Raw genomic sequence first — 22,337 nt, forward strand, 5'->3', positions numbered from 1 at the left:
TCGAGAAACATCCGCACAGCGCGTTCGCGGACTTCAGGTGAAAACTTGTTCGTCGTTTTGTTCATAGTAGCTCCATCTTCTCAGAAGTTGGAGCCTCCGGCAAAGCCGGGGCGGTTCACTATAGGGTAGCGCCTTCATATGCTTTACACGGGTCCGGTCGATCTTTGGTAGGGCCTGACGAACGTTTTCAGCAGGGTTGTCTGTTCGCCATTCCTGCGCCACCACCCATTTGAACACTGTGCTCAAGCGTTGGTGTACCCTTCTTGATGTTTCGGGCTTCTCCGTCCAGATTGGCATCAATATTGATAGGATGTCAGATGGAGTTATGGCGTTAACGGGTTTTGTGCCAATTTTTGGGAATGCGTAGAGGGTCAGTGTGTTTAGCCATTGATCGCCATGCTTACCGTTTACCCAAGTAGCCTTGTGCATTTCATGAACGCGACCGGCTGCAACTTCAAATGTTGGTATGCCCGCGGCTTTTCTTTTTACGGCTAGTGGATCGCCACCTGATCGGGCCAATCTGCGATTTGATAAGGCCGATTCCCTCGCCTCGGCCAGCGATACCAGATGGACAGACCCTAAGCCAAGGTCGCACCGCTTCCCCTGTATCACTAGCCTTTGAACCCAGCGCTTTGAGCCGCTTGGATCAATCTTAAGGTAGAGTCCATTTCCGTCGGCATACGATCCGGGTTCCTTGAGGCCCTTTACCTTTAGGGCAGATAGGACATTGACACTGTGACGACCCTTGACCATGCCAAACCCACATTCTAAACCACATTTAAGTCGGGATTTTACGAGATTGCTTTGGACGGCACAAGACAAACTTTCCAATTAGTTATATGTTATCATAGTGTTCTAAATTGTATGAAATGCTATCGGACAATATGATGGGGGCCACCGTCTCCGCCATTTCCCCCTCAATGTCGCACTTAGTTGAACACATGCCCTTGCATCGTAGGGGGTGCTCTTTTTAGAGCCTGACCCTTTTATGTAGTTCACTTACCGCGTGTTCAAACAGTCTTAGATCGTTTTTATTCTTGTCCAGAATTATGTGTCGGGTAGACGGTGACATGTCTGACTCTCGGATAAGGGGCTCTGTCGTACTGATGGAACGATTTTCATGAGGTAATTCCGGCACCGGCAGGCCGAATACCTGCTCACCCCAACGAAGCGATAATTCACTCTCTTCCAGAATATGGAACCAGGTCATGGTGCGCAGGGTTTCACAGGCTTTAAGCAGGTCTGCCGGTTGCGACAGACCCCAGCCGGAATGGCTCAATTGCCGGGCATGGTGATCCTGAATATAGACATTGATCTTCTCGTCTTCACTGCGCACGAACGCTTCAAATGATTGGGTTTTGGCAAAATTGACAGCGAAATACACCTCGGAAGCGAGCTCCTCGTCCGAGAGCTGGACGCTGAATCTGAAGAAATTATACAGAGAAACAATACGGGTAATCGGATCGCGAAAATTGGTCAGGGTCAGGTGGTTGTCGGCGACCTGATCGTAAATCTCCCGACCGTAATGCCCCTCATAAACATCATAGCCCTTAAAGGCGGAATAGTCGGCGGCGTTTCGCCGATGATCCACCATGTTATTCTCGAAAACGGGCGCGCGGAGCAGGTCGCTGATGGACCGCATCAGACTGCGTATCGAAACGCCACCGGCCTTGGGGTTGTGAAAGAAAAATAGTTTGGGATTGGGTGCCATGGGGGATAAGGTCCGGTCGTTGTAAGCCTGTTGCTCGGTCTAAGCCTGCCAAGGGCTAAACAAAGGTCATGCCGGTAGGGATTTCAAGCGGAAATCAACCCGCCGTGTAATTACTTCCAGCACTCAAAATTTCGCATGACCTTCCATCCGAAACGGCCTAGCGTCGCCTGAGATTCAAAGCCTCGCAGATGCGGCTGATCAAATACGGTGTTACCGTTCCGCTGTCTGCGCATAATAAAGCCGGGGTTCCCATGTCCGACGCTATTTCTCTCATTATCCCGCCGCGTGAGAAGGATCTCGGTGGCTTCATGGTCAAGCGCATCCTGCCGTTCGCCAAGCATCGCATGGTCGGGCCGTGGATTTTCTTCGATCATATGGGGCCGGCGATATTTGCGCCCAATGACGGGACTAATGTCAGGCCGCATCCGCATATCAATCTGGCGACCGTCACCTATCTGTTCGAGGGGCATATCCACCACCGCGACTCGCTGGGCTCCAGCGAGGTGATCTCGCCCGGCGATATCAATCTGATGGTGGCGGGGAAGGGGATCGTCCATTCCGAGCGCGAGCCGCTGGAAGGGATCGAGCAGCCGCGCGCCCTGCACGGGCTGCAACTGTGGCACGCCCTGCCGGAAGCCGACGAGGAAACCGACGCGGCCTTCTATCACTATGATGCGGCCGACATTCCCGCTGTATCGGTCGAAGGTGTACCGGTGCGGGTCATGATGGGCACGGCCTACGGCGTGACCTCGCCGGTCAAGACCTTTGCCGAGACCCTGTATCTGGAGGCGCGCCTGACGTCGGGGCAGGTGCTCGACCTGCCGACCCATGTCGCCGAACGCGCGCTGTACGTCGTTACGGGCAAGGTCAGCGTCAACGGCACGCCGGTCAACGAACACCACATGGTCATTCTCGATACCGGCGCGGCGGTGGCCATCAAGGCCGACACCGAGACGCAATTAGCCGTCGTCGGCGGCGAGCCCTTCACCGAGCGGCACATCTACTGGAACTTCGTCTCGTCGCGCAAGGAACGCATCGAACAGGCCAAGGCCGACTGGCGCGAAGGCCGCTTCCCCAAAGTGCCGGGAGACGAAATCGAATTTATCCCGCTGCCGGAATAACCCTATGAGTGACCATATCGAAGCCCATGTCGAGGAAACCCACCTCAGCCCGTTCAGCGTGGCGGTCGAGGTCAATGGCCACGCCCTGTCCGGGGACGAGCCTGTGGAAAAGGGCGGGCTGAATCTGGCGCCGTCGCCCTATGATTACCTGCTGACGGCTTTAGGGACGTGCACGGCGATCACCGTGCGCTGGTACGCGCAACAGAAGGGCTGGCCGTTGGAAGACGTCGCGGTGCGCCTGACCTACGACCGCATCAAGGATCACCCGTCGGGCAAGGCGGATATCTATTCGAAGTCGATAAGCCTGACCGGGCCGGACCTGACCGAGGAGCAACGCCAGCGCCTGTTCGAGGTAGCGGCCAAATGTCCGGTGCACAAGACCCTCACCAATGGCGTGTTTATCGAGAGCGTGTTCGACGCCCCTTGACTTTGAATTGAACGCTGTTCAATTTGCGTGTGTTTCGAGGGAGGAACGCATGAAACCCATCCTGTTCGCCTCTGCGCTGTTAAGTGCCGGTTTGGTTATGCCTGCGCTGGCTGCCGAACCACCCGCCAGTCACACCAAGGCCTTCCCCCATGCCGATGGGCCGTTCAGCGCCGCGCTGGTGCTGGTCAGCGAAGCCAGCCTGACAGAGTTCAAGAAACCCGCCGATCAGGGGCTGCAACTGACCCTCGTCAAGACGGCCAAACCGGGGGACAAGATCGCTGCCAAGGTGCTGTTCATGGGCTTCGCGCTGGACGAAGGCTTCGGCAATGTCACCTACGATATCCGCGTGCTGCGCCCCGACGGGCAGGTCTACGGCACAAAAAGCAAGGCCGATCACAAGGGATTGCTGGCCTTCAAGGGCGCCACGATGAACTCGACCAATATCTTCAACAATGCCGCGACTCTGGTGCTCGATTTCGAAACCACCGATCCGGAAGGGATCTACAAGATCGAGGTCGTCGTCCACGACACCATCGGCAACCACCACATACCGCTCAGCGCCGAGGTCAAGCTCGGTTTGTAACTTTTGTGACTTTACAAGCTTCCGGTCGCATCATTAGGTTGGCCCATATTTGTTGAAGCGTGAGGCATAAATGACAAAAGCGGTGAAGTTCTGGGGCGTAAGTACATTGGTTCTGGCGGGTTTGGTCGCCACGGCCCCCGTTATGGCGCAGGTCGCCGCACCGCCTACGCCGCCGCTGCCGGTGTCGCAGGACATCGCCTATCCCGGCACGTTGAAAGTCTTCGTCGACGCCACCGATACGCAACAGCGCATCATCCGCGTTCGTCAAGTCATCCCGGTCACCAAGGCCGGACCGCTGACCCTGATCATGCCGCGCTGGCTGCCGGGCAAGCACGCGCCGCGCCCTCAGGCCGACAAGATCGCCAATGTGCGCTTCTCGGCCGGCGGTCAGGCCGTGACCTGGCTGCGCGATCCGGTCGAATATACGGCGTTCCATATCACCGTGCCCGAAGGCGCGAAGGAGGTCGTGGCGGAGTTCGATTTCCTGACGCCCATGACGACCGCGGCGGGCCGCGTCGTTGTCACCGACGTGATGATGAACCTGCAATGGGAAAACCTGTCGATGTATCCGGCGGGCTATTACACCAGCCGCATTGCGACCGAACTGACGCTGAAACTGCCCGAAGGCTGGGAATATGCCGCCGCGCTCGATACGGCCTCGAAAGGCGCCGATGGCACGGTGACCTTCAAGCCTCTGCCCTATGAGCATTTCATCGACTCGCCGATGTTCGCCGGCAAGTACAAGAAGACCATCGACCTGAGCGTCGATCCCAAAATCCCGGTGCGCCTGAACGTCTTCGCCGACAAGCCGGGCGATCTGGCCGCGACGGATGAGCAGGTCGCCCTGCACAAGAAGATGGTCGCGCAGGCCGTCAAGGTCTTTAAATCACAGCATTACGACCACTACGACTTCCTGCTGCACCTGTCCGAAGAGATGGGCGATATCGGCCTTGAACACCATCGCTCGTCGGAAAATGGCCATGAGCCGAAATATTTTACCGACTGGAACAACGAATATGTCGGTCGCGACCTGCTGGCGCACGAATATACGCACTCGTGGGACGGCAAGTTCCGCCGCGGCGCGGACCTTTATAACCACGACTTCCATGCGCCCATGCGCGGCAGCCTGCTGTGGGTCTATGAAGGTCAGACCCAGTACTGGGGCTATATGCTGTCGGCGCGCTCGGGGATGTATTCGCAAGAGCAGGCGAAACAGGCCATCGCCCAGATCGCGGCGCTCTACGACCACTACGAAGGCTCGAAATGGCGACCGGTGGTCGATACGACCAACGATCCGGTCATTTCGGCCCGCGCACCGAAAAACTGGGTCAGCCAGCAGCGCTCGGAAGACTATTACAATGTCGGGCTGCTGGTCTGGCTCGATGCCGACACCCTGATCCGCGAAAAGACCGGCAACAAGAAATCGCTCGATGACTTCGCGGGGGCCTTCTTCGGCATCAAGGACGGGTCGTTCACGCCGGAAACCTATGAGTTCAAGGACGTGGTGGCGACGCTGAACGGCGTCTATCCCTACGATTGGGAGACCTTCCTGAAGAAACGCATCTACGAGACGTCCGACGGCAGCTTCCTCGACGGGCTGGAGCGCGGCGGTTACAAGCTGGTCTATACCGACAAGCCGACCGACTGGATCCGGGCCAGCGAAAAGAAGCAGAAGGTCGTCAACCTCAGCTATTCGCTGGGCCTGATTGTTTCGACGCCGACCGGTGATATCAGCAATGTCTTCTGGGACGGTCCCGCCTTCAAGGCCGGGTTGGGGCAGGGCATGACAGTCGTGGCTGTCAACGGCGTGGCTTTCGACGCCGACGGGTTGAAGGCCGCGGTTGCCGCGGCGGCCAAACCGAATGGCGCACCGGTCGAACTGCTGATCAAGCGCGGCAAGAATTACACCACGGTGAAGATCGACTATACCGGCGGCCTGAAATATCCGCGTCTGGAAAAGATCGAGGGCAAAAAGGCCTATTATCTCGACGATATCCTCGCCGAGAAGAAGTAGGGCCGCAGGCCCTACGACCCGTTAGTTGGAGCAAAATGCGCCGCCGGTGTTACATCGGCGGCGTTATGCGTTTCTTCCACCTCGGATATTCCACGCTGATCAGGCTTTGCGCCCACGTGCCGTACCAGCCGTAGCCCGAGCGGCGTTCGGGGTGGATATCGGCATAGTCCCTGACCCGCACACCGTCGCGATTGGCCAGAATCACCGAATTGTCGCCGATATCGTAGAACCGCGCCCACAGCAGCGGTGCGTTTGGGTCATCGATCAGACGGTTGTCGGTGGTGGCGGTGTGGTAGTCGTACTTGACCGGCGCGGGCAGGGCGAACGTCTCCAGCCGTTTGCCGGTGATGGCCGAACGCTGGAACCACGCCACGGCGCCTTCGACCGAGGCAATCACCTCCAGCGACGGATTGGGGATACTCATCAGGTAGCGGACATTTTCGACGCTTTCCTGCGACACGATGGAGATAAGTTCGAAACTGCGGCCCTTGACCGGTGCCAGCGTCACGGGATCGTATTGCCCGGCCCAGCCGGTCAGTTGGCCGTTCTGACGGATTTGCAGTTTCAGCAGACAGGCATCACCTTTTGTCAGGGCTGCCTTTGCCCGCTCGCGCCATGAGGTTTCAATCTTATCAAAAGGATAATCGCCGATGCTGATGTGACGCAGCAGGCGCAGATTGCCCGATGTCACCTCGTCGGCCATGGTGATCTTGTCGTGATAAGTCGTCTTCGACGGCACCGAATGCGGCCAGCCGCCGCAGGTCGCCACCTGCTGCGACAGGATCAGCTCCAGACCTTTCAGCGCCGCCTCGCGATAGGCCGCCTTGCCCGTCAGGCTATGGGCGCGCATCAGGTAATCGACCTGGGTATAGATATTGCGGTTGTCGAAGCTGAAATTTGGTGACGACTTGTCTTTCAGCGCCTCGGCTTTTTCAGCGTCGGACAGGATGCGCAGCGGGTCGCGGTTTTCGATCCAGCCGCCATTATCGTGCTGAAGCAGCAGGATATTATCGGCGATCGCCGTCACGTCGCTTTCGGCATAGCGGGCATAGGACTTGCCGTTGCGGTTCTGCCAGTGGTGAATGGCGTCGCCGAAACCTTCGATGGGCGGGGGTGCAACCGGTGCGGCGGCGGTGGTCAGAAGGGCGGCGGCGATCAGCGCCAGTTTTGATACCGGTTTCATGGTCATGTCTCCCTGTATTTTTGCTGTAGCGGTAACACGCTCCGCTTTTTCCGCCAAGCCCGCAGGGAAAACGCAAAACCCCGCGTATAGATTTCCAGTCAAGGAGATCGCCATGCGCCTGTTACCCCTCTGTCTCGCCCTGATCATGACCGCCACCGTGCCGGTGGCCACGCTGGCTCAGGACGGCCCCCTCCGTGAGCGCCTGAAAGGACGTATGGCCGACCGCTTGCAAAAGAAAGCGGTGGAAGAGGCGAGGCCGGTCGACCTTCAGGCCATCGCGGCTGGTGCCCAAAAGCAGACCCTCTCCTATGGGACGAATAGCTTGCAGGCGATCGATGTCTATACCCCGGCGAATGCCAAAAACGCGCCGATGATCGTCATGGTGCACGGCGGCGCATGGAAGATTGGCGACAAGGCCAATACCGGCTCGATCGAGAACAAGCTGAAACACTGGCTGCCGAAGGGCTATATCGTTATCAGCGTCAATTACCGGCTCCTGCCCACCGCCGATGCCTATGCTCAGGCCGACGATATCGCCACGGCGCTGGCCTTTATTCAAAACAACGCGGCGAAATGGGGCGGGGACGTCGACCGCCTGATCCTGATGGGCCACAGCGCCGGGGCGCAGCTCGTCGCCGTGACCTCCGCCGACCCGTCGGTGGTGACGGCCAAGGGCGGACGGCTGTGGGCCGGGACGGTGGTGCTCGATTCGGCGACCATGGATTTGCAGGCGACCATGGGCCAGAAGCGCCTGCCGGCATTCTATACCGAAGCCTTCGGCAGCGATCCGGGGAAATGGGCCAAGGCCTCGCCGCTGGCGCGTCTGACGCCGCAGGCCGTGCCGATGATGATCGTCTGCTCGACCCAACGCCCGGACAAACCCTGCGATCAGGCGGACACGCTCAGCGCCAAACTGAAAAGCCTCGGCAAGCCTGCGCCGGTGCAGAAGGAGGCCCTGAGCCACGCCGATATCAATCGTCTGGTCGGTACGCCGGGCGACTATACGGCTGCTATCGACGCCTTTATCGCGGCGCGTATTGGCAAATAAGGGGCAAAAAGATATTCAGTCCTCATGATCAGACTGTTTATCGCCGAAGCCACGCCGCCCTTTACCGAAGGGCTCATCTTCCCGCTCAACCCCGATCAGGGACGCTATGTCGCCGCCGTGATGCGTCAGGAGGTGGGCGACGAAATCAGCGTTTTCAATGGCCGCGACGGCGAATGGCGCGGTCGTTTACAGGCTGTCAGCAAGAAACACGTCCATGTCGAACTCATCGAGCGGACGCGTGTTCAACCGGTCACAGCCCATCCCCCTAAGCTGCTGATTGCATTGGTGAAACGGGCGCGCCTCGAAACCATCATCGAGAAGGCGACCGAACTGGGGGTGGGCGATATTCAATTATTGATTACGCGCCGGACCAATGCCGATCACACCAATGTCGGGCGGCTGCAACTGATCGCGCAGGAAGCCGCCGAACAAACCGAACGGCTGGACGTGCCGGAGGTTTTGCCGCCGGTGAAGTTGGAGGCATGGCTGAAATCGGCGACCGGGACGGTAATCTATGGTGATGAAGATTCCACCCACGAAACCGGTCAGCGCACCATCCCGCCGATGTCCGAAGCGCTCACCGGGCTGGGTGAGGGGGCGGTGGCCATTCTGATCGGCCCGGAAGGCGGTTTTGACGATTTCGAGCGGGAAACGCTGCGTGGATGGCCTCAGGCCCGTGCCGTCAATCTGGGGCCGCGCATCCTGCGTGCCGATACCGCCGCGATCGCGGCCCTGACACTTTATCAGGCTATATGTGGCGACTGGAAATAGTTTAGGCGATCTGACTTGTGCCTCCCGGAACTTGCGCCCATATAGCCTGTGAATTGTAACACGGATGCGAACGATTCAGTTGTACGGGTTCAAGCGCAATCCATTTCACTATTTTCGAATGAGGGCCGGGCGTGGCTGATAAGACGGATGCGGAGCCGATCGAGATTCATCGGCAATTGCTCGACTATTTCGCGTCCGGGGAAAAGCCCAGCGACCAGTGGCGGATCGGGGCCGAGCACGAGAAGTTCGTCTTCCATCTGAGCGACCTGCGCCGCCCGGCCTATGCCGGTCCCGACGGCATCGAAGCCCTGCTCAACGGCCTGACGCGGTTCGGCTGGGAGCGCGTGTTCGAGGACGGTAAGGTCATCGCTCTGACGCGCAACGGCGCTTCGGTGTCGCTGGAGCCCGGTGGGCAATTCGAGCTGTCCGGCGCGCCGCTGGAGACGATCCACGACATTTGCACCGAGACGGGGCAGCACCTCGAAGAGGTCAAGGCGGTGGCGTCGGAACTGGGGCTCGGTTTTCTGGGCGTCGGCTTTTCGCCCCTGTGGACGCGCGAAGAGACGCCGGTCATGCCTAAGGGCCGCTATAATATCATGCGCGCCTACATGCCGAAGGTGGGCAATCTCGGCCTCGACATGATGCTGCGCACCTCGACGATTCAGGCCAATCTCGACTACGCCTCCGAAGACGACATGGTGCTGAAATTCCGCACCTCGCTGGCCTTGCAGCCCATCGCTACGGCGCTGTTCGCCAATTCGCCGTTTACCGAGGGCAAGCCCAACGGCTTTTTGTCGGCGCGCGCCAATGTGTGGACCGACACCGATGCCGACCGCACGGGTATGCTCGATTTCGTCTTCGAAGACGGCTTCGGCTACGAACGCTACGCCCAGTACGCCCTTGATGTCCCAATGTATTTCGTCAAGCGCTACGGTGCGCCGAACGGCGGTTATATCGATGCGTCGGGCCAGTCCTTCCGCGATTTCCTCGAAGGCCGTTTGCCAGCGTTGCCGGGCGAGCGCCCGACGATCGACGACTGGGCCGATCATCTGACGACGCTGTTCCCCGAAGTGCGCCTCAAGAAGTATCTCGAAATGCGCGGGGCCGACGGCGGGCCGTGGGGCAAGATATGCGCGCTCCCGGCCTTGTGGGCGGGTATCTTCTATGACCGTGCCGCGCTTGAGGCCGCGTGGGATCTGGTCAAGGGCTGGTCGAGCGCCGACCACAACCGACTTCGCGCCATGGCGGCGCGGACCGGCCTGAAAGGCGAAATCGCCGGCCGTCCGGTGAAGGACGTAGCGATGGACATGCTGAACATCGCCGAAGAGGGGCTGAAACGCCGCAAGCGCCTGTCGGGCGGGCTGGTCGACGAGAGCGGCTATCTGGCTGAACTGTTCGAGATCGCCGACAGCGGTATTACCCCCGCTGAGCGTCTGCTGGCCAAATATAACGGCGAATGGCAGGGCGACCTTCGCAAATTGTACACAGAAGAAGCCTATTAAGGGCGGATACAGTTTCGCCTGAAACGGAACTAAGCTTGCCAACCGGTTAATTTGCTGCTCCTATCGCGGCAAATGTAACTGTCTGCGCGTCATAAAGGGCCCGGTGCACGGCGTCCCGCAGGCTTTCCGGGGCAATTTCATGCTGAATATCGTTCTGCTGGCAGGGATTCTGATTACCGTCTGTACGGTCATCCCTGTGCTTCTCCAGATGCGCAACCACCCGAAAGGGCTGTTCATCTGCTTCTTCGCCGAAATGTGGGAGCGCTTCTCCTATTACGGCATGCGCGGCCTGCTCATCTATTACCTGACGCAGCACTTCCTGTTCACCGACGGCCATGCCTCGGAACAATACGCCTCCTATACCACGCTCGTTTATCTGCTGCCGCTGATCGGCGGCCTGGTTGCCGACCGCTGGATCGGCACGCGCCGCGCCATCATCTTCGGCGGTCTGCTGCTGGTCGCCGGGCACATGGGCATGGCGCTGGAAGGCACGCCCAACAAGCAGACCCTGACCTATCAGGGGGCCACCTACGAATTCGTCAAGGGCGAGATCAAGGACGGCGGCAAGGTGCAGCTCAAGGTCGGCGACGCGCTCTACGACTACGGTCCGACCGACAATGGCGGCCTTGAGGTCAAGGGCCTGCCGGGCGACGCGCCGCTGCCGGCAGTCCTGCCTAAGGGCGGTTACGAACTGGGTGTCGTCAAGGTGACGCCGTGGGCCGAACACGCCTTCTATCTGTCGATCTCGCTGATCATCATGGGCGTCGGCTTCCTCAAGCCGAACATCTCGACCATCGTCGGTCAGCTCTATCCGCAAAAGGACCCGCGTCGCGATTCGGGCTTCCAGCTCTATTATTTCGGTATCAATCTCGGCTCGTTCTGGGCGGCCATCGGTTGCGGCCTTCTGGGGCAGACGGTCGGCTGGTGGGCGGGCTTCGGTCTGGCCGGTCTGGGGATGCTGGCGGGGCTTCTGTGCTTCGTGCTGGGCCGTAAATGGCTGGAAGGCAAGGGCGAGGCCCCGAACCCGGCGGTTCTCACCGAAAAGGCCATCGGCGGCATCAGCAAGGAGCACCTGATCTATATCCTCGGTCTGCTCGGTGTGCCGCTGGTCTATTTCCTGGTGCAGAAAAACCAGATCGTCGGCATCGCCCTGACGGTGGGTTCGCTGATCATGCTGGGCTATGTCGTCTATAATATGGTGACCAAGTTCACGAAGGAAGAAAACTTCCGCGTCGGTCTGGCGCTTCTGCTGTCTCTGGCCTCGGTCGTCTTCTTCACCCTGTTCGAACAGGCCGGTTCGTCGCTCAGCCTGTTCGCCGAGCGCAATACCAACCTCAACATCATTGCCGATCCGATCCTGTTCGAAGCCTTCGGTCGCACCATCGTTCTGGCCTCGTCCGAACAGCTGGCGGCGCTTAGCGTTCCCGCCAACCATGTCTGGGTCGATATGGGCCTGACTCCGTCGCAGACCCAGACCTTCAATGCGGGCTTCATCCTGATCTTCGCCCCGATCTTCGCCGCCCTGTTCACCTATCTGGGCCGCCGCAAGATCGACCCGGACCCGGTCAAGAAGTTCGCCTTCGGTCTGGTCAATGTCGGCCTCGGCTTCCTGATCCTCGTCTGGGCCGCCGGTCTGGCCGATTCCAGCTTCAAGCTGCCGCTGCTGTTCCTGCTGCTGACCTATCTGTTCCACACCTGGGGTGAGCTTGCCCTGTCGCCGGTCGGCCTGTCGCAGCAGACCAAGCTGTCGCCGCCGCTGATCGTCGCCACCATGATGGCCCTGTGGTTCACCGGCTCGTCCTGGGCGCAGTATCTGGGCGGTTTCATCTCCAAGATGGCCGCAACGGAAACCGTCGGCGGTCAGGTGCTCGACGCCAAGGCGGCGCTGGCCACCTCGCTTGAAACCTTCAACCTCATCGGCTGGTGGGGCATCGGTCTGGGCGCGGGCCTGTTCGTCATCTCCTTCTTCGTGGCGAAGTGGTCTTATGGGGCCAACGACTCTGAGTAGGGGAAAATCGAAGTCTTTGGGCGCCTAATACGCAGTCTGCGCTTGCAGGTACTCATGTACCTGCGGCGCTTGCCGGCTATTATTCGCCTCAAATCTTTCGATTTTCCGGTCCGGAGATTGCTAAAAACAAAAAACCCGTCCGGAGTGATCCGGACGGGTTTTTTGTTTGGTTTGTCTACGGCTTAAAGCTCGTTGCGGATGCGCAGATAGAGCTTCGGTTCGGAGTCGCGGCGCGTCGATTCCGAATAGCTGACCGCGGTACGGTCGCGCAGTCCGTCATAGCGGATCAGGTCGTAGCTGGTCGTGCGCGCCCCCAGATTTTGCAATTCCGTGCGTACCGACAGCTTCGGCGACGGCTTATACTCGGCGTAGAGGCTGACCCAGGGCGAGCCCTCCGAACGGCTGGTTTCCTTCGACCGCCACGCGCTGTTGTCCCAGCCGCGATCCACCGACCAGCCCCACGATACGCCGGGCAGGTCCTGATTGAAGCTGACCGACAGGGTCATGGGCGTCTGCCCGGAGATACGGCGCTTCATGCCCGTCACCGGATCGGTGATTTCCGAGTCGTTCCACGCCGCATTGACCCTGAGCATGGCATTGCTCAGATAGGCGTCGACCGGCAGGCTGAGTTGCGTGGAAATCTGCTGATTTTCCCCGTCGCCAACATTGCCGATGATGTCGCCTATGCTGCCGTTCTGTGTATAGAGCGGCACCCGCTCGACGGCGTCGTCGATGTCGTTGCGCGCGATGCGCAGGGCCAGCTGCCCCTTGTCCCAGAAGCGGTAATCGACGCTGACCTCGTTCGTCCACTGCCGGTAGGGCACCAGATCGAGCGGATAGAGCAGTTGATCCGGCTTTTCATACTGCCAGCTGGCGATGGCGACGAAATCGCCGTAGCCGATATAGCCGACCTCGCGCGCGCGGCTCAGGCGCACCTGCAGCGTCTTGTCCGGCTTCCATTGCAGGCTGAGGCGTGGCTTGGGATAGGCATAGCTGCGCGCGGCCTGATAGTTGCCGCGATGGTGAAACGCCATGCTTTCGACCGCCAGTCCGCTGTCGATGGTCAGGACATCGCTGGGGCGCCAGTTACCTGAGACATAGAGCGAGCCGCGCTGCTCCTCGCCACGCGTGCGGTTGGTGCCCGGTGTCTCGTCTTCGGCCAGCCACGACCCCGTCGACTGGCTGCGGGCATCGAAGCCGTTATAGCGTTGCTCGCCCCCGGCCTGCAGGCTGAGCGCCTTGCTGTAGCGCCACGTCGCCTGCGCCGACAGATTACCTTCCGAGGTCAGCTTGTCTTCTTCGTAGTGCGAGAAATAGTCGGGCTTCTGCCGGTCGGTTTGATTGGCCGTGTCGTTCGATTTGGCGCGGGCATTGAGGCTGATCTTGACCTGAGGTGTCAGGTCTTTCTGATACTGGCCTGAAAGTTCCTGAGAAAAACTGTCGCTCTCACGCTGTTCGTATTCGGTGACGCCGTTCTCATAGACCGCATCGAAGCCCGACTCCGCATAGCGCAACCGGCCTTCCATCGACAGGCGGCCGCCCCTGACCGGCCCGGCCCAGGCCAGACGCGCTTCGGCCCCTTCGTTTTCGCCCTGCGAATCGAGGTCCTGATGGCGCACCGTGCCGTCGGCCTGTGTGGTCAGCTTTTCGCCGTGGCCCGTGCCGTCGTCATTATTCTGATAGAGGTTGACACCGGCCTCGATATTGCGACCTCCGGCGTTCTTCTGCCAGGTAAAGCCCAGTTGCGGCTTGACCTTGCCGTCGGTGTAGATATTGGCCGAGGTGGTGATCGTCACGACCGGCTTGCTCATCGGCTTGCGGATGATATTGATCAGTTCGGAATGACCCTGCATCTCGTACCCCGCCGTGCCGGCGGGGATGCGCACGATGCGCTCGAGCTGCGCCATGGGCAGGCGGGTGAGCGCGTCATTGAGGTCGTTCGGGCGTTCGCCGTCGATCAGCACATTGCTGCCGCTGCCCGATCCGGTCAGGATGAAGTTCGGGATATATTTGATGGCATCGGCCGCCGACTGCACCGGCTTACCGGCAAAATCACCAGGGGTATAGGTGGTTGCCGCCATGACCGGCGCACCCGCCAGGGCCAGAAGGCATACCGATGTCAGCCAGAACCGCCGCATAAGATTCCTGAAATTCCACGACACAATACGAAAAACAATACGGCGACTATGCCGATATCCGTCGCGCCGGGCAAGGCCGGAATGAACGCAGATGCGAAATGCGTGAAAATTACATCAGGGTTTACAACCGGTTAAACCGCCCACCTGACGGGATTTGTCACGAAGTGCCGCCGACCGTCAGGCCGCGGATTTTCAACGACGGCTGGCCGATCCCCACCGGCAGGCTCTGACCCGCCTTGCCGCAGGTGCCGACGCCGGGATCAAAGGCGAAGTCGTCGCCGACCATCTCGACCTGCTGCATGACCGCCGGACCGTCGCCGATCAGCGAGGCGCCCTTGACCGGGGCGGTCACCTTGCCGTCCTCGATCAGATAGGCTTCGGTGCACTGGAAAACGAACTTGCCGTTGGTGATGTCGACCTGTCCGCCGCCGAAATTGGTGGCGTAAAGCCCGCGCTTCGTGTTGGCGATCATGTCGGCCAGCTTGTCGTTACCGCCCTTCATGAAGGTGTTGGTCATGCGCGGCAGGGGCTGGTGCGCATAGGATTGCCGACGCCCGTTGCCGGTCGCTTCGACGCCCATCTGCCGCGCCGACAGGCGGTCGTGCATATAGCCGACCAGAATGCCGTCCTCGATCAGGGTCGTGGACTTGGTCGGCGTGCCTTCGTCGTCGATATTGAGCGAGCCGCGGGCATCCCGGATCGTGCCGTCGTCGACGACCGTGACGCCCTTCGCGGCGACCTGCTGGCCCATCTTGCCGGAAAAGGCCGAAGTGCCCTTGCGATTGAAGTCGCCCTCAAGGCCGTGGCCGACGGCTTCGTGGAGCAGGACGCCGGGCCAGCCCGGGCCCAGCACGATGTCCATTTCACCCGTCGGCGCAGCGATAGCGTCGAGATTGACGAGCGCCTGACGCAGGGCTTCTTCGACCTGAGCCTGCCACTTTTTCGGGTCGGTCAGGTCGAGCAGCGAGATACGCCCGCCGCCGCCGCTGGAGGCCGTTTCGCGGTGACCGTCCTTTTCCACTGAAACCCCGATCGAGAGGCGGACCAGCGGGCGGTAGTCGTGATAAAGCTCGCCCCCGGCGCGCAGGATGGTGATGTGACGCTGATCGGCGGCCACCGAGGCCGAGACCTGAACCACGCCGGGGTGAAGATCGCGGGCATAGGCGTCGATGGCCTGCAGCAAGGCGATCTTGTCGGCGAAGGGCATCTCGCCGATCGGGTCGTGGTCGCCGTAGTGACGCTGGTTGGAGCGCGGCGGATTGTGTCCCACCGACACATTTACCGACACATTTACTGGCGTGCCCTGTTTGGCCAGCACCGCCGCATCGGCGGCGCGCTTCACGGCCTCAAGGCTCAGTTCGGCGGCATTGGCAAAGCCCGTCGTTTCTCCGGCGACGATGCGCAGGCCAAAGCCCTGATCGGCGCCGTAGGTCGCGCCTTTCAGACGTCCGTCGTCGAAGACGAGGGACTCGCTTTCGCGCGATTCTATATAGATTTCACCGTCGTCCGCGCCGTCCAGCGCGCGCTCCAGTACCTGACGGCAGCCGTCGAGGTCGAGGGCACGCAGAGAGTCGGGCAGGGCGGCATCGGCTAAATCGTTGAGGCGCATGGGATATTCGGGTCTCTGGTGAGTCTTTGAATTTATGTAGGACAGGGCGGCCCAAAAGGCCATAACCCCGTGCAAAATATAACCGTCTGCGTGAGGTCTCCGCGACAAAAGCGCGCAGGCCCTGCGGTCCGATCGGGGCAATCCGCGACAATATGGCCAAAAGGTGGACAAAGACCCTGCGGTGGGCAGGGAATACGCGTTTTAGCCCTTTGCAATTCGCCGATATGGCATTATGGGGAACACTAGACGAAGGTGTGACTCTGTGTCCCGTGCGGGCACATGTCGCACCCTGGAGCGATATGTCGAAAAGTGTGAGCGGTTTTCGACACTAAATATCGCGGCAAAAAAATAATTAGAGCGGGATGGTGATTCTACCAAAAGCCATCATGCTCTAGACCGAGGATTAACGGCGTGTCGCGACGTTCCTGCGATTCAAGACAGGAACGGCAGGCGCCCAGATTGAGGAATTTGCGCATGGGCATCCGAAGGCTGACTTTGGCTGGTTGGGGGGCTGCTTTGGGAGCCGGGGCTACGGCCTTGATGAGTGCGGGCATGGCCTTCGCTCAGGACAAGGAAGGGATGCCGACCGACAAGGCGATTCATCTTCAGCAGGGCTTCGCCGAGCTGAAGCATGACGCGATCTGGTTCCACAATATCGTGCTGATGCCGGTGATCACGGTGATCACCCTGCTGGTGCTGGTGCTGCTGATCTGGATCATCGTTCGCTATAACAAGCGCACCAATCCGGTCCCGGCCAAGTTCTCGCACAATACCGCCATCGAAATCGCCTGGACGCTGATCCCGGTGTTGATTCTGGTGGTCATCGCCTTCTTCTCGTTCTCGCTGCTGCGTAAATATAACGACATGCCGACCCCCGACGTGGTGGTCAAGGCGACGGGTTATCAGTGGTACTGGACCTACGACTATCCGGAACTGGGTGTCGAAGGCGTCGAATCGCGTCTCCTGCCCGAAGCCCGCGAACTGGACACCGCCCATAAGGCCAATGTCCCCTATCTGCTGGGTGTCGACAACGAACTGATCGTGCCGGTGGGCAAGGTGGTTCAGGTTCAGGTCACCGGTTACGACGTGATTCACGCTTTCGCGCTCCCGGCCTTCGGCCTGAAGACCGACGCCGTTCCGGGTCGTCTGAACTCGACCTGGTTCAAGGCGGAAAAGACCGGCATCTTCTACGGTCAGTGCTCGGAACTGTGCGGCGTCGATCACGCCTTCATGCCGATCGCCATCCGCGTCGTGACGCCGGAACAGTTCGACGCCTATATCGTCAAGGCGGGCGGCAAGACGAAAGCCATGCTGGCGGCCGAGGCTGCGGCGGCGAAGATCGAAGCGGAAAAGGCAGCGGCTGACGCGGCCGCGGCTTCGAGCGCGACCGCTGCGTCTGCGGCAACCGATGCACCTGCGGGAGAGGCTGCCGTTTCGGCTGCGGCCCCCGCCGTTCAATAATTTAGATAAGAGAGACGAACGTCATGGCATCGAATGCTTCTGTCGCTCATGATCACGGCCACCACGGTCACGACGATCACGACCATAAACCCGGTTTCTTCGCGCGCTGGTTCCTGTCCACCAACCACAAGGACATCGGCACGCTCTATCTGATCTTCGCGATCTTCGCCGGTCTGGCCGGTGGCGCCCTGTCGGGCCTGATCCGCTGGGAGCTTTATGAGCCCGGCATCCAGATTTTCAACGACAAGTCCTTCCTGGCGCAACTGGGTATCTTTCAGGGCAAGCACGGTTTCAACTCCGTCGTCACCGCCCACGCCATCCTGATGATCTTCTTCATGGTCATGCCGGCTATGATCGGTGGCTTCGGCAACTGGTTCGTGCCGATCATGATCGGCGCGCCGGACATGGCCTTCCCGCGCCTGAACAACATCTCGTTCTGGCTGCTGGTCGCGTCCTTCGTCCTGCTGTGCTTCTCGCTGTTCACGCCGGGCGGTCCCGGCGGCGCGGCCGAGCACGGCTTCGGCGGCGGCTGGACCATGTATCCGCCCATGTCGACCAAGGGCAGCCCCGGCGCGGCGATGGATCTGGTGATCTTCTCGTTCCACCTGTCGGGCGCGTCCTCGATCCTCGGTGCGATCAACTTCATCACCACCATCTTCAACATGCGCGCCCCGGGCATGACCTTGCACCGCATGCCGCTGTTCGCGTGGTCGGTTCTGGTCACCGCCTTCCTGCTGCTGTTGTCGCTGCCGGTCTTCGCGGGCGCCATCACCATGCTGCTGACGGACCGCAACTTCGCGACGGCCTTCTTTGATCCGGCCGGCGGTGGCGATCCGATCATGTACCAGCATCTGTTCTGGTTCTTCGGTCACCCGGAAGTGTACATCCTGATCCTGCCGGGCTTCGGCATCATCAGCCATGTCGTCTCGACCTTCTCGCGCAAGCCGGTCTTCGGCTATCTGGCCATGGCCTACGCCATGGTGGCCATCGGCTTCGTCGGCTTCATCGTGTGGGCGCACCACATGTACACGGTCGGCATGGGCTTCAACCTGCGCGCCTATTTCGTCATGGCGACCATGGTCATCGCGGTGCCCACCGGGGTCAAGATCTTCTCGTGGATCGCGACCATGTGGGGCGGCTCGATCGACTTCAAGGTCCCGATGCTGTGGGCCATCGGCTTCATCTTCCTGTTCACTCTGGGTGGCGTGACCGGCGTGGTGCTGTCGAACGCGGGTATCGACTATTCGCTGCACGACACCTATTACGTCGTGGCGCACTTCCACTACGTGTTGTCGCTGGGGGCGGTGTTCGCCATCTTCTGCGGCTTCTACTACTGGTACGAGAAGATGTTCGGCATCAAGTACAACGAGCTTCTGGGGCAGATTCACTTCTGGGTCATGTTCGTCGGCGTCAACCTGATCTTCTTCCCGCAGCACTTCCTCGGTCTGCAAGGCATGCCTCGCCGCTATGTCGACTATCCGGAAGGCTATGCCTACTGGAACAAGGTCTCGTCGATCGGCTATGCGATCACCGCGATCGGCGTTCTGGTCTTCCTGATCATGATCGTCGAGTCGGTCATCCGCCGTCGCAAGGCCGACGCCAATCCGTGGGGCGAGGGTGCCACGACGCTGGAATGGACCCTGTCCTCGCCGCCGCCGTATCACCAGTTCTCCGAACTGCCGGTGATCAAGGACGACGACGGTCATCACTAATCTTATCGCTTAAAAGTTGCCGGCTTCGCCGGTACTTTTAAGCGGGGTCTGTTTTGAGAAAAATTTCTTGAGGCGGCGTAAGCTTAGAGTCTCGGGAAATTTTTCGCTTACTTTGCTGAAAGACTTGCGTAGGCAATTCTTTCAGCCGTTAAAAAAGGGGGATGGGGCGCATATGCGATCATCCCCTTTGCTTTATCCAAATGCGAGTACCGTTTTGAATATCGACACCGCGCACATCGAAACCCCAACGCCCGAAACCCCTGAGGCCGCGCATCCGGCCTATGGTCAAAAGGCTCTGCGCGGGTCGCCGAGGGACTATTTCCAGCTCCTTAAACCGCGCGTCATGTCGCTGGTGGTGTTCACCGGCCTGACGGGTCTGGTCGTGGCACCGGTCGACATCAATCCCTTTCTGGCATTCGTGGCCGTCCTGTGTATTGCGCTCGGCGCAGGGTCGGCCGGGGCCTTGAACATGGCCATCGAAGGCGAAACCGACGCCCTGATGCGCCGCACCCGTACGCGTCCGGTGGCGGCGGGCCGTGTGTCGAAAGCGGATGCCATGGCGTTCGGCGGCGTGCTGGGCTTTTTGTCGGTGGCCATGATGTGGCTGTCGATCAATGCGCTGGCGGCGGGTTTGCTGGCCCTGACCATCCTCTATTATGTCGTCTTCTATACCCTGGTCCTGAAACGTCGCACGCCACAGAATATCGTCATCGGCGGAGCGGCAGGGGCGTTTCCGCCGGTCATCGGCTGGGCCGCGGCGGCCGGTCATGCGCCGCTTGAGGCGTGGATACTGTTCGCCATCATCTTCCTGTGGACGCCGCCGCACAGCTGGGCACTGGCGCTCTATACCGCCGAAGACTATGCCAAGGCGGGCATCCCCATGATGCCGGTTGTCAAGGGCGCGAAATCGACGCGTCTGCAAATCCTGCTCTACAGCCTGATCATGGCGCCGGTCGCCTGCCTGCCTATCGCGTTCAGTATGGGCGGCATGATCTATGCCGTCGTGTCCGTCCTGGGCGGGGCCTTCTTCGTCTTTCTGGCGGTGAAGCTGTTCCTGTCGCGGGCCGGCGACCACCCCGAAGGCGGCGAGAATTCGCTCTATGACGTCAAGAAAGAAGCTCTGGCCGCGCGCAACCTGTTTGCCTTCTCGATCCTCTATCTGACGGCGCTGTTTGCCGCCCTTCTGCTGCATCACGCCTTTACGGGAGCCTAAGCTCATGACCGATTCCAAGGACCTGTTCCCCGATCCCGAAGCCGACAAGAAGGCCTATCTGGCCGCGCAGAAGCGCCGCAATATCGCCATCGGCCTGTCGCTGTTCGCCTTTGTTGTGCTGGTTTTCCTCGTGTCGCTGACGCGTATGATGCAGAACACGCCGCATTGATGAAAAAGATCAGCCGTAACCAGAAGGTCGTTCTGTACTGCCTGGCCGGTCTGGCGGGCATGTTCGGGCTGGCCTATGCGTCGGTGCCGTTGTACCGCATGTTCTGTCAGGTGACCGGGTTCGACGGTACGACCCAGCGCGCCACGGCGGAGGCGTCGCACGTCACGGACAAGAAGATTCGCGTCTATTTCGATACCAATGCCAACAATATCGACTGGAGCTTCAAGGTCGAAACGCCGGTTCAGGACACCCTGATCGGCAAGACCAACATGATCTATTTTACGGTCAAGAACGAATCGGATCAGCCGGTGACGGGGCGCGCCAGCTACAATGTCCTGCCCGAATCCATGGGCGCTTTTTTCATGAAGCTTCAGTGTTTCTGCTTCACCGACCAGACTCTGAAACCGGGAGAAACGCGGACCTTCCCGGTCGTCTATTACGTCGATCCGAAGATGCTGGAGGATATCGACGCCAAAAATACGAAGGACGTGACGCTGTCCTATACGTTCTTTCCGTCAGAAGTGGCGAAAAAATAAACCAATTCAGTGTACTGCGTAGGTATGTTCGTGTGTGTGACGATGTGTCGCATACGGGCATATTGTCTCAAGAAAAACGCCCTGTCGGATTGTGTTCAAAACCGATTTGGCCTACATCTGAGCTAACTAAGTTCGGCGCCGCTCAAGGTCCGATAGACTATAAAAAATCTGCCGTCATCTCGTTCAGGGGGATCGGCGCATCGAGGTGAGTTGACGACTATGGCCAATGACGCCGTGAAACACGATTATCACATCATCAACCCCAGCCCGTGGCCGCTGCTCGGTTCGCTGTTCGCGACCGTCATGTTCCTCGGGGTCGTGGTGTGGATGAAGGGTCTGGGCTTCGGTCAGCTCGACAAGAGCCCGGTCCTCTTCGGCATCGGTCTTCTGGGCGTGCTCTACGTCATGTTCGGCTGGTGGCGCGACGTGATCAAGGAATCGAAGGCGGGCGACCATACGCCGGTCGTTCAGATCGGCCTGCGCTACGGCATGATCATGTTCATCGCTTCGGAAGTCATGTTCTTCGTGGCCTTCTTCTGGATTTTCTTCGAAGCCGTCCTGTTCCACGAACACCGCGCCGGTATCCATTCCGCGATCGAGGAAGTCCGCAATTCGTGGACGACCTGGCCGCCCAAGGGCATCGAAGCCGTGTCGGCGTGGCAATTGCCACTGGTCAATACCCTGCTTCTGTTGCTGTCGGGTACGACGGTGACCTGGGCGCACCATGCGTTGCAGCAGGGCGACCGCGAAGGTACCAAGTGGGGCCTGATCCTGACGGTTATCCTCGGGGTCGTCTTCACCGCCGTTCAGGCCGCCGAATATCATCACATTCTGCACCATCACCTGTTCTTTAACGAAGAAGCCGCCAATTCGACGCTGTACGGCTCGGCCTTCTTCATGGCGACGGGTTTCCACGGCTTCCACGTCCTGATCGGGACCATCTTCCTCTTTGTCTGCCTGCTGCGTCTGCTGGCCGGTGGGTTCACGCCGCAAAAGCACTTCGGTTTTGAAGCGGCGGCGTGGTACTGGCACTTCGTCGACGTGGTGTGGCTGTTCCTGTTCGCCTTCATCTACGTGATCTTCGGCGCGCACTAGATATTGGCTTTTACGGCTGAATATTTCAGGCGGCGG

Annotated in this window: 19 protein-coding genes; 14 read left to right on the forward strand and 5 right to left on the reverse strand. The window is 59.8% G+C overall.

Annotation, left to right across the window (positions count from 1 at the left end; genetic code table 11):
* Positions 1-33 precede the first annotated feature (33 nt).
* Positions 34-753 (reverse strand): tyrosine-type recombinase/integrase, encoded by a 720-nt coding sequence (locus tag PQU92_RS18955; protein ID WP_368407123.1) that lies wholly within the window; start codon positions 751-753, stop codon positions 34-36.
* Positions 754-970: 217 nt separating this feature from the next.
* Entirely contained in the window at positions 971-1,711 is a 741-nt protein-coding gene (locus PQU92_RS18085) for a sulfotransferase family 2 domain-containing protein (RefSeq protein WP_272749701.1), read from the reverse strand.
* Positions 1,712-1,962: 251 nt separating this feature from the next.
* Here PQU92_RS18085 and PQU92_RS18090 point away from each other — a divergent pair, with 251 nt between their 5' ends.
* The 4 genes from PQU92_RS18090 to PQU92_RS18105 all read left to right on the forward strand — a co-directional run bounded on the left by PQU92_RS18090 (position 1,963) and on the right by PQU92_RS18105 (position 5,856).
* On the forward strand, positions 1,963-2,832 hold the full coding sequence (locus PQU92_RS18090) for a pirin family protein (RefSeq protein WP_272749702.1): 870 nt from the start codon (positions 1,963-1,965) through the stop codon (positions 2,830-2,832).
* A 4-nt stretch (positions 2,833-2,836) separates the two neighbouring features.
* Complete coding sequence (locus tag PQU92_RS18095; protein WP_272749703.1) at positions 2,837-3,259, forward strand: OsmC family protein; 423 nt, start codon at positions 2,837-2,839, stop codon at positions 3,257-3,259.
* A 49-nt stretch (positions 3,260-3,308) separates the two neighbouring features.
* Positions 3,309-3,842, forward strand: coding sequence for a hypothetical protein (locus tag PQU92_RS18100; protein WP_272749704.1), 534 nt, complete (start codon positions 3,309-3,311; stop codon positions 3,840-3,842).
* A 70-nt stretch (positions 3,843-3,912) separates the two neighbouring features.
* Positions 3,913-5,856, forward strand: coding sequence for a M61 family metallopeptidase (locus PQU92_RS18105; RefSeq protein ID WP_272749705.1), 1,944 nt, complete (start codon positions 3,913-3,915; stop codon positions 5,854-5,856).
* Positions 5,857-5,905: 49 nt separating this feature from the next.
* On the opposite strand, the gene pelA is transcribed toward PQU92_RS18105, so the two are convergent.
* On the reverse strand, positions 5,906-7,039 hold the full coding sequence (gene pelA / locus PQU92_RS18110) for a pectate lyase (protein ID WP_272749706.1): 1,134 nt from the start codon (positions 7,037-7,039) through the stop codon (positions 5,906-5,908).
* Positions 7,040-7,151: 112 nt separating this feature from the next.
* Between pelA and PQU92_RS18115 the strand changes: the two genes are divergently transcribed.
* The 4 genes from PQU92_RS18115 (at position 7,152) to PQU92_RS18130 (ending at position 12,368) form a co-directional block, all read left to right on the forward strand.
* The gene (locus PQU92_RS18115) at positions 7,152-8,087 is read left to right on the forward strand and encodes an alpha/beta hydrolase (protein ID WP_272749707.1); all 936 of its coding nucleotides are present in this window, start codon (positions 7,152-7,154) and stop codon (positions 8,085-8,087) included.
* A gap of 24 nt (positions 8,088-8,111) precedes the next feature.
* Positions 8,112-8,858, forward strand: a complete 747-nt coding sequence (locus tag PQU92_RS18120) for a 16S rRNA (uracil(1498)-N(3))-methyltransferase (protein ID WP_272749708.1) — start codon at positions 8,112-8,114, stop codon at positions 8,856-8,858.
* 158 nt (positions 8,859-9,016) lie between these two features.
* Entirely contained in the window at positions 9,017-10,360 is a 1,344-nt protein-coding gene (locus PQU92_RS18125) for a glutamate--cysteine ligase (RefSeq protein WP_438263836.1), read from the forward strand.
* Between the two features lie 139 nt (positions 10,361-10,499).
* Complete coding sequence (locus PQU92_RS18130) at positions 10,500-12,368, forward strand: peptide MFS transporter (protein ID WP_272749710.1); 1,869 nt, start codon at positions 10,500-10,502, stop codon at positions 12,366-12,368.
* A gap of 182 nt (positions 12,369-12,550) precedes the next feature.
* On the opposite strand, the gene PQU92_RS18135 is transcribed toward PQU92_RS18130, so the two are convergent.
* Positions 12,551-14,506 carry a TonB-dependent receptor plug domain-containing protein gene (locus tag PQU92_RS18135; protein WP_272749711.1) on the reverse strand — a complete coding sequence of 652 codons (1,956 nt, stop codon included), beginning with the start codon at positions 14,504-14,506 and terminating at the stop codon, positions 12,551-12,553.
* Positions 14,507-14,663: 157 nt separating this feature from the next.
* A complete protein-coding gene (gene tldD / locus PQU92_RS18140) occupies positions 14,664-16,115 on the reverse strand; it encodes a metalloprotease TldD (protein WP_272749712.1) in 1,452 nt (483 codons plus the stop codon).
* 474 nt (positions 16,116-16,589) lie between these two features.
* On the opposite strand from tldD, the gene coxB reads away from it, so the two are divergent.
* From coxB to PQU92_RS18170, 6 genes are all read left to right on the forward strand, one after another.
* Complete coding sequence (gene coxB, locus PQU92_RS18145; protein WP_272749713.1) at positions 16,590-17,576, forward strand: cytochrome c oxidase subunit II; 987 nt, start codon at positions 16,590-16,592, stop codon at positions 17,574-17,576.
* A 23-nt stretch (positions 17,577-17,599) separates the two neighbouring features.
* Positions 17,600-19,288, forward strand: a complete 1,689-nt coding sequence (gene ctaD / locus PQU92_RS18150; RefSeq protein ID WP_272749714.1) for a cytochrome c oxidase subunit I — start codon at positions 17,600-17,602, stop codon at positions 19,286-19,288.
* Positions 19,289-19,508: 220 nt separating this feature from the next.
* Positions 19,509-20,501 carry a heme o synthase gene (cyoE, locus tag PQU92_RS18155; protein WP_272749723.1) on the forward strand — a complete coding sequence of 331 codons (993 nt, stop codon included), beginning with the start codon at positions 19,509-19,511 and terminating at the stop codon, positions 20,499-20,501.
* A gap of 4 nt (positions 20,502-20,505) precedes the next feature.
* Positions 20,506-20,670: a cytochrome c oxidase system small membrane protein gene (locus PQU92_RS18160; RefSeq protein WP_272749715.1), complete on the forward strand. Its 165-nt coding sequence runs from the start codon at positions 20,506-20,508 to the stop codon at positions 20,668-20,670.
* Positions 20,670-21,206, forward strand: a complete 537-nt coding sequence (locus PQU92_RS18165; RefSeq protein ID WP_272749716.1) for a cytochrome c oxidase assembly protein — start codon at positions 20,670-20,672, stop codon at positions 21,204-21,206. The genes PQU92_RS18160 and PQU92_RS18165 overlap by 1 nt, the downstream gene beginning before the upstream one ends.
* Positions 21,207-21,425: 219 nt before the next feature.
* Positions 21,426-22,301, forward strand: a complete 876-nt coding sequence (locus PQU92_RS18170) for a cytochrome c oxidase subunit 3 (protein WP_272749717.1) — start codon at positions 21,426-21,428, stop codon at positions 22,299-22,301.
* Positions 22,302-22,337 lie beyond the last annotated feature (36 nt).

The sequence above is a fragment of the Asticcacaulis aquaticus genome (assembly GCF_028550415.1).
Classification (GTDB): Bacteria; Pseudomonadota; Alphaproteobacteria; order Caulobacterales; family Caulobacteraceae; genus Asticcacaulis; species Asticcacaulis aquaticus.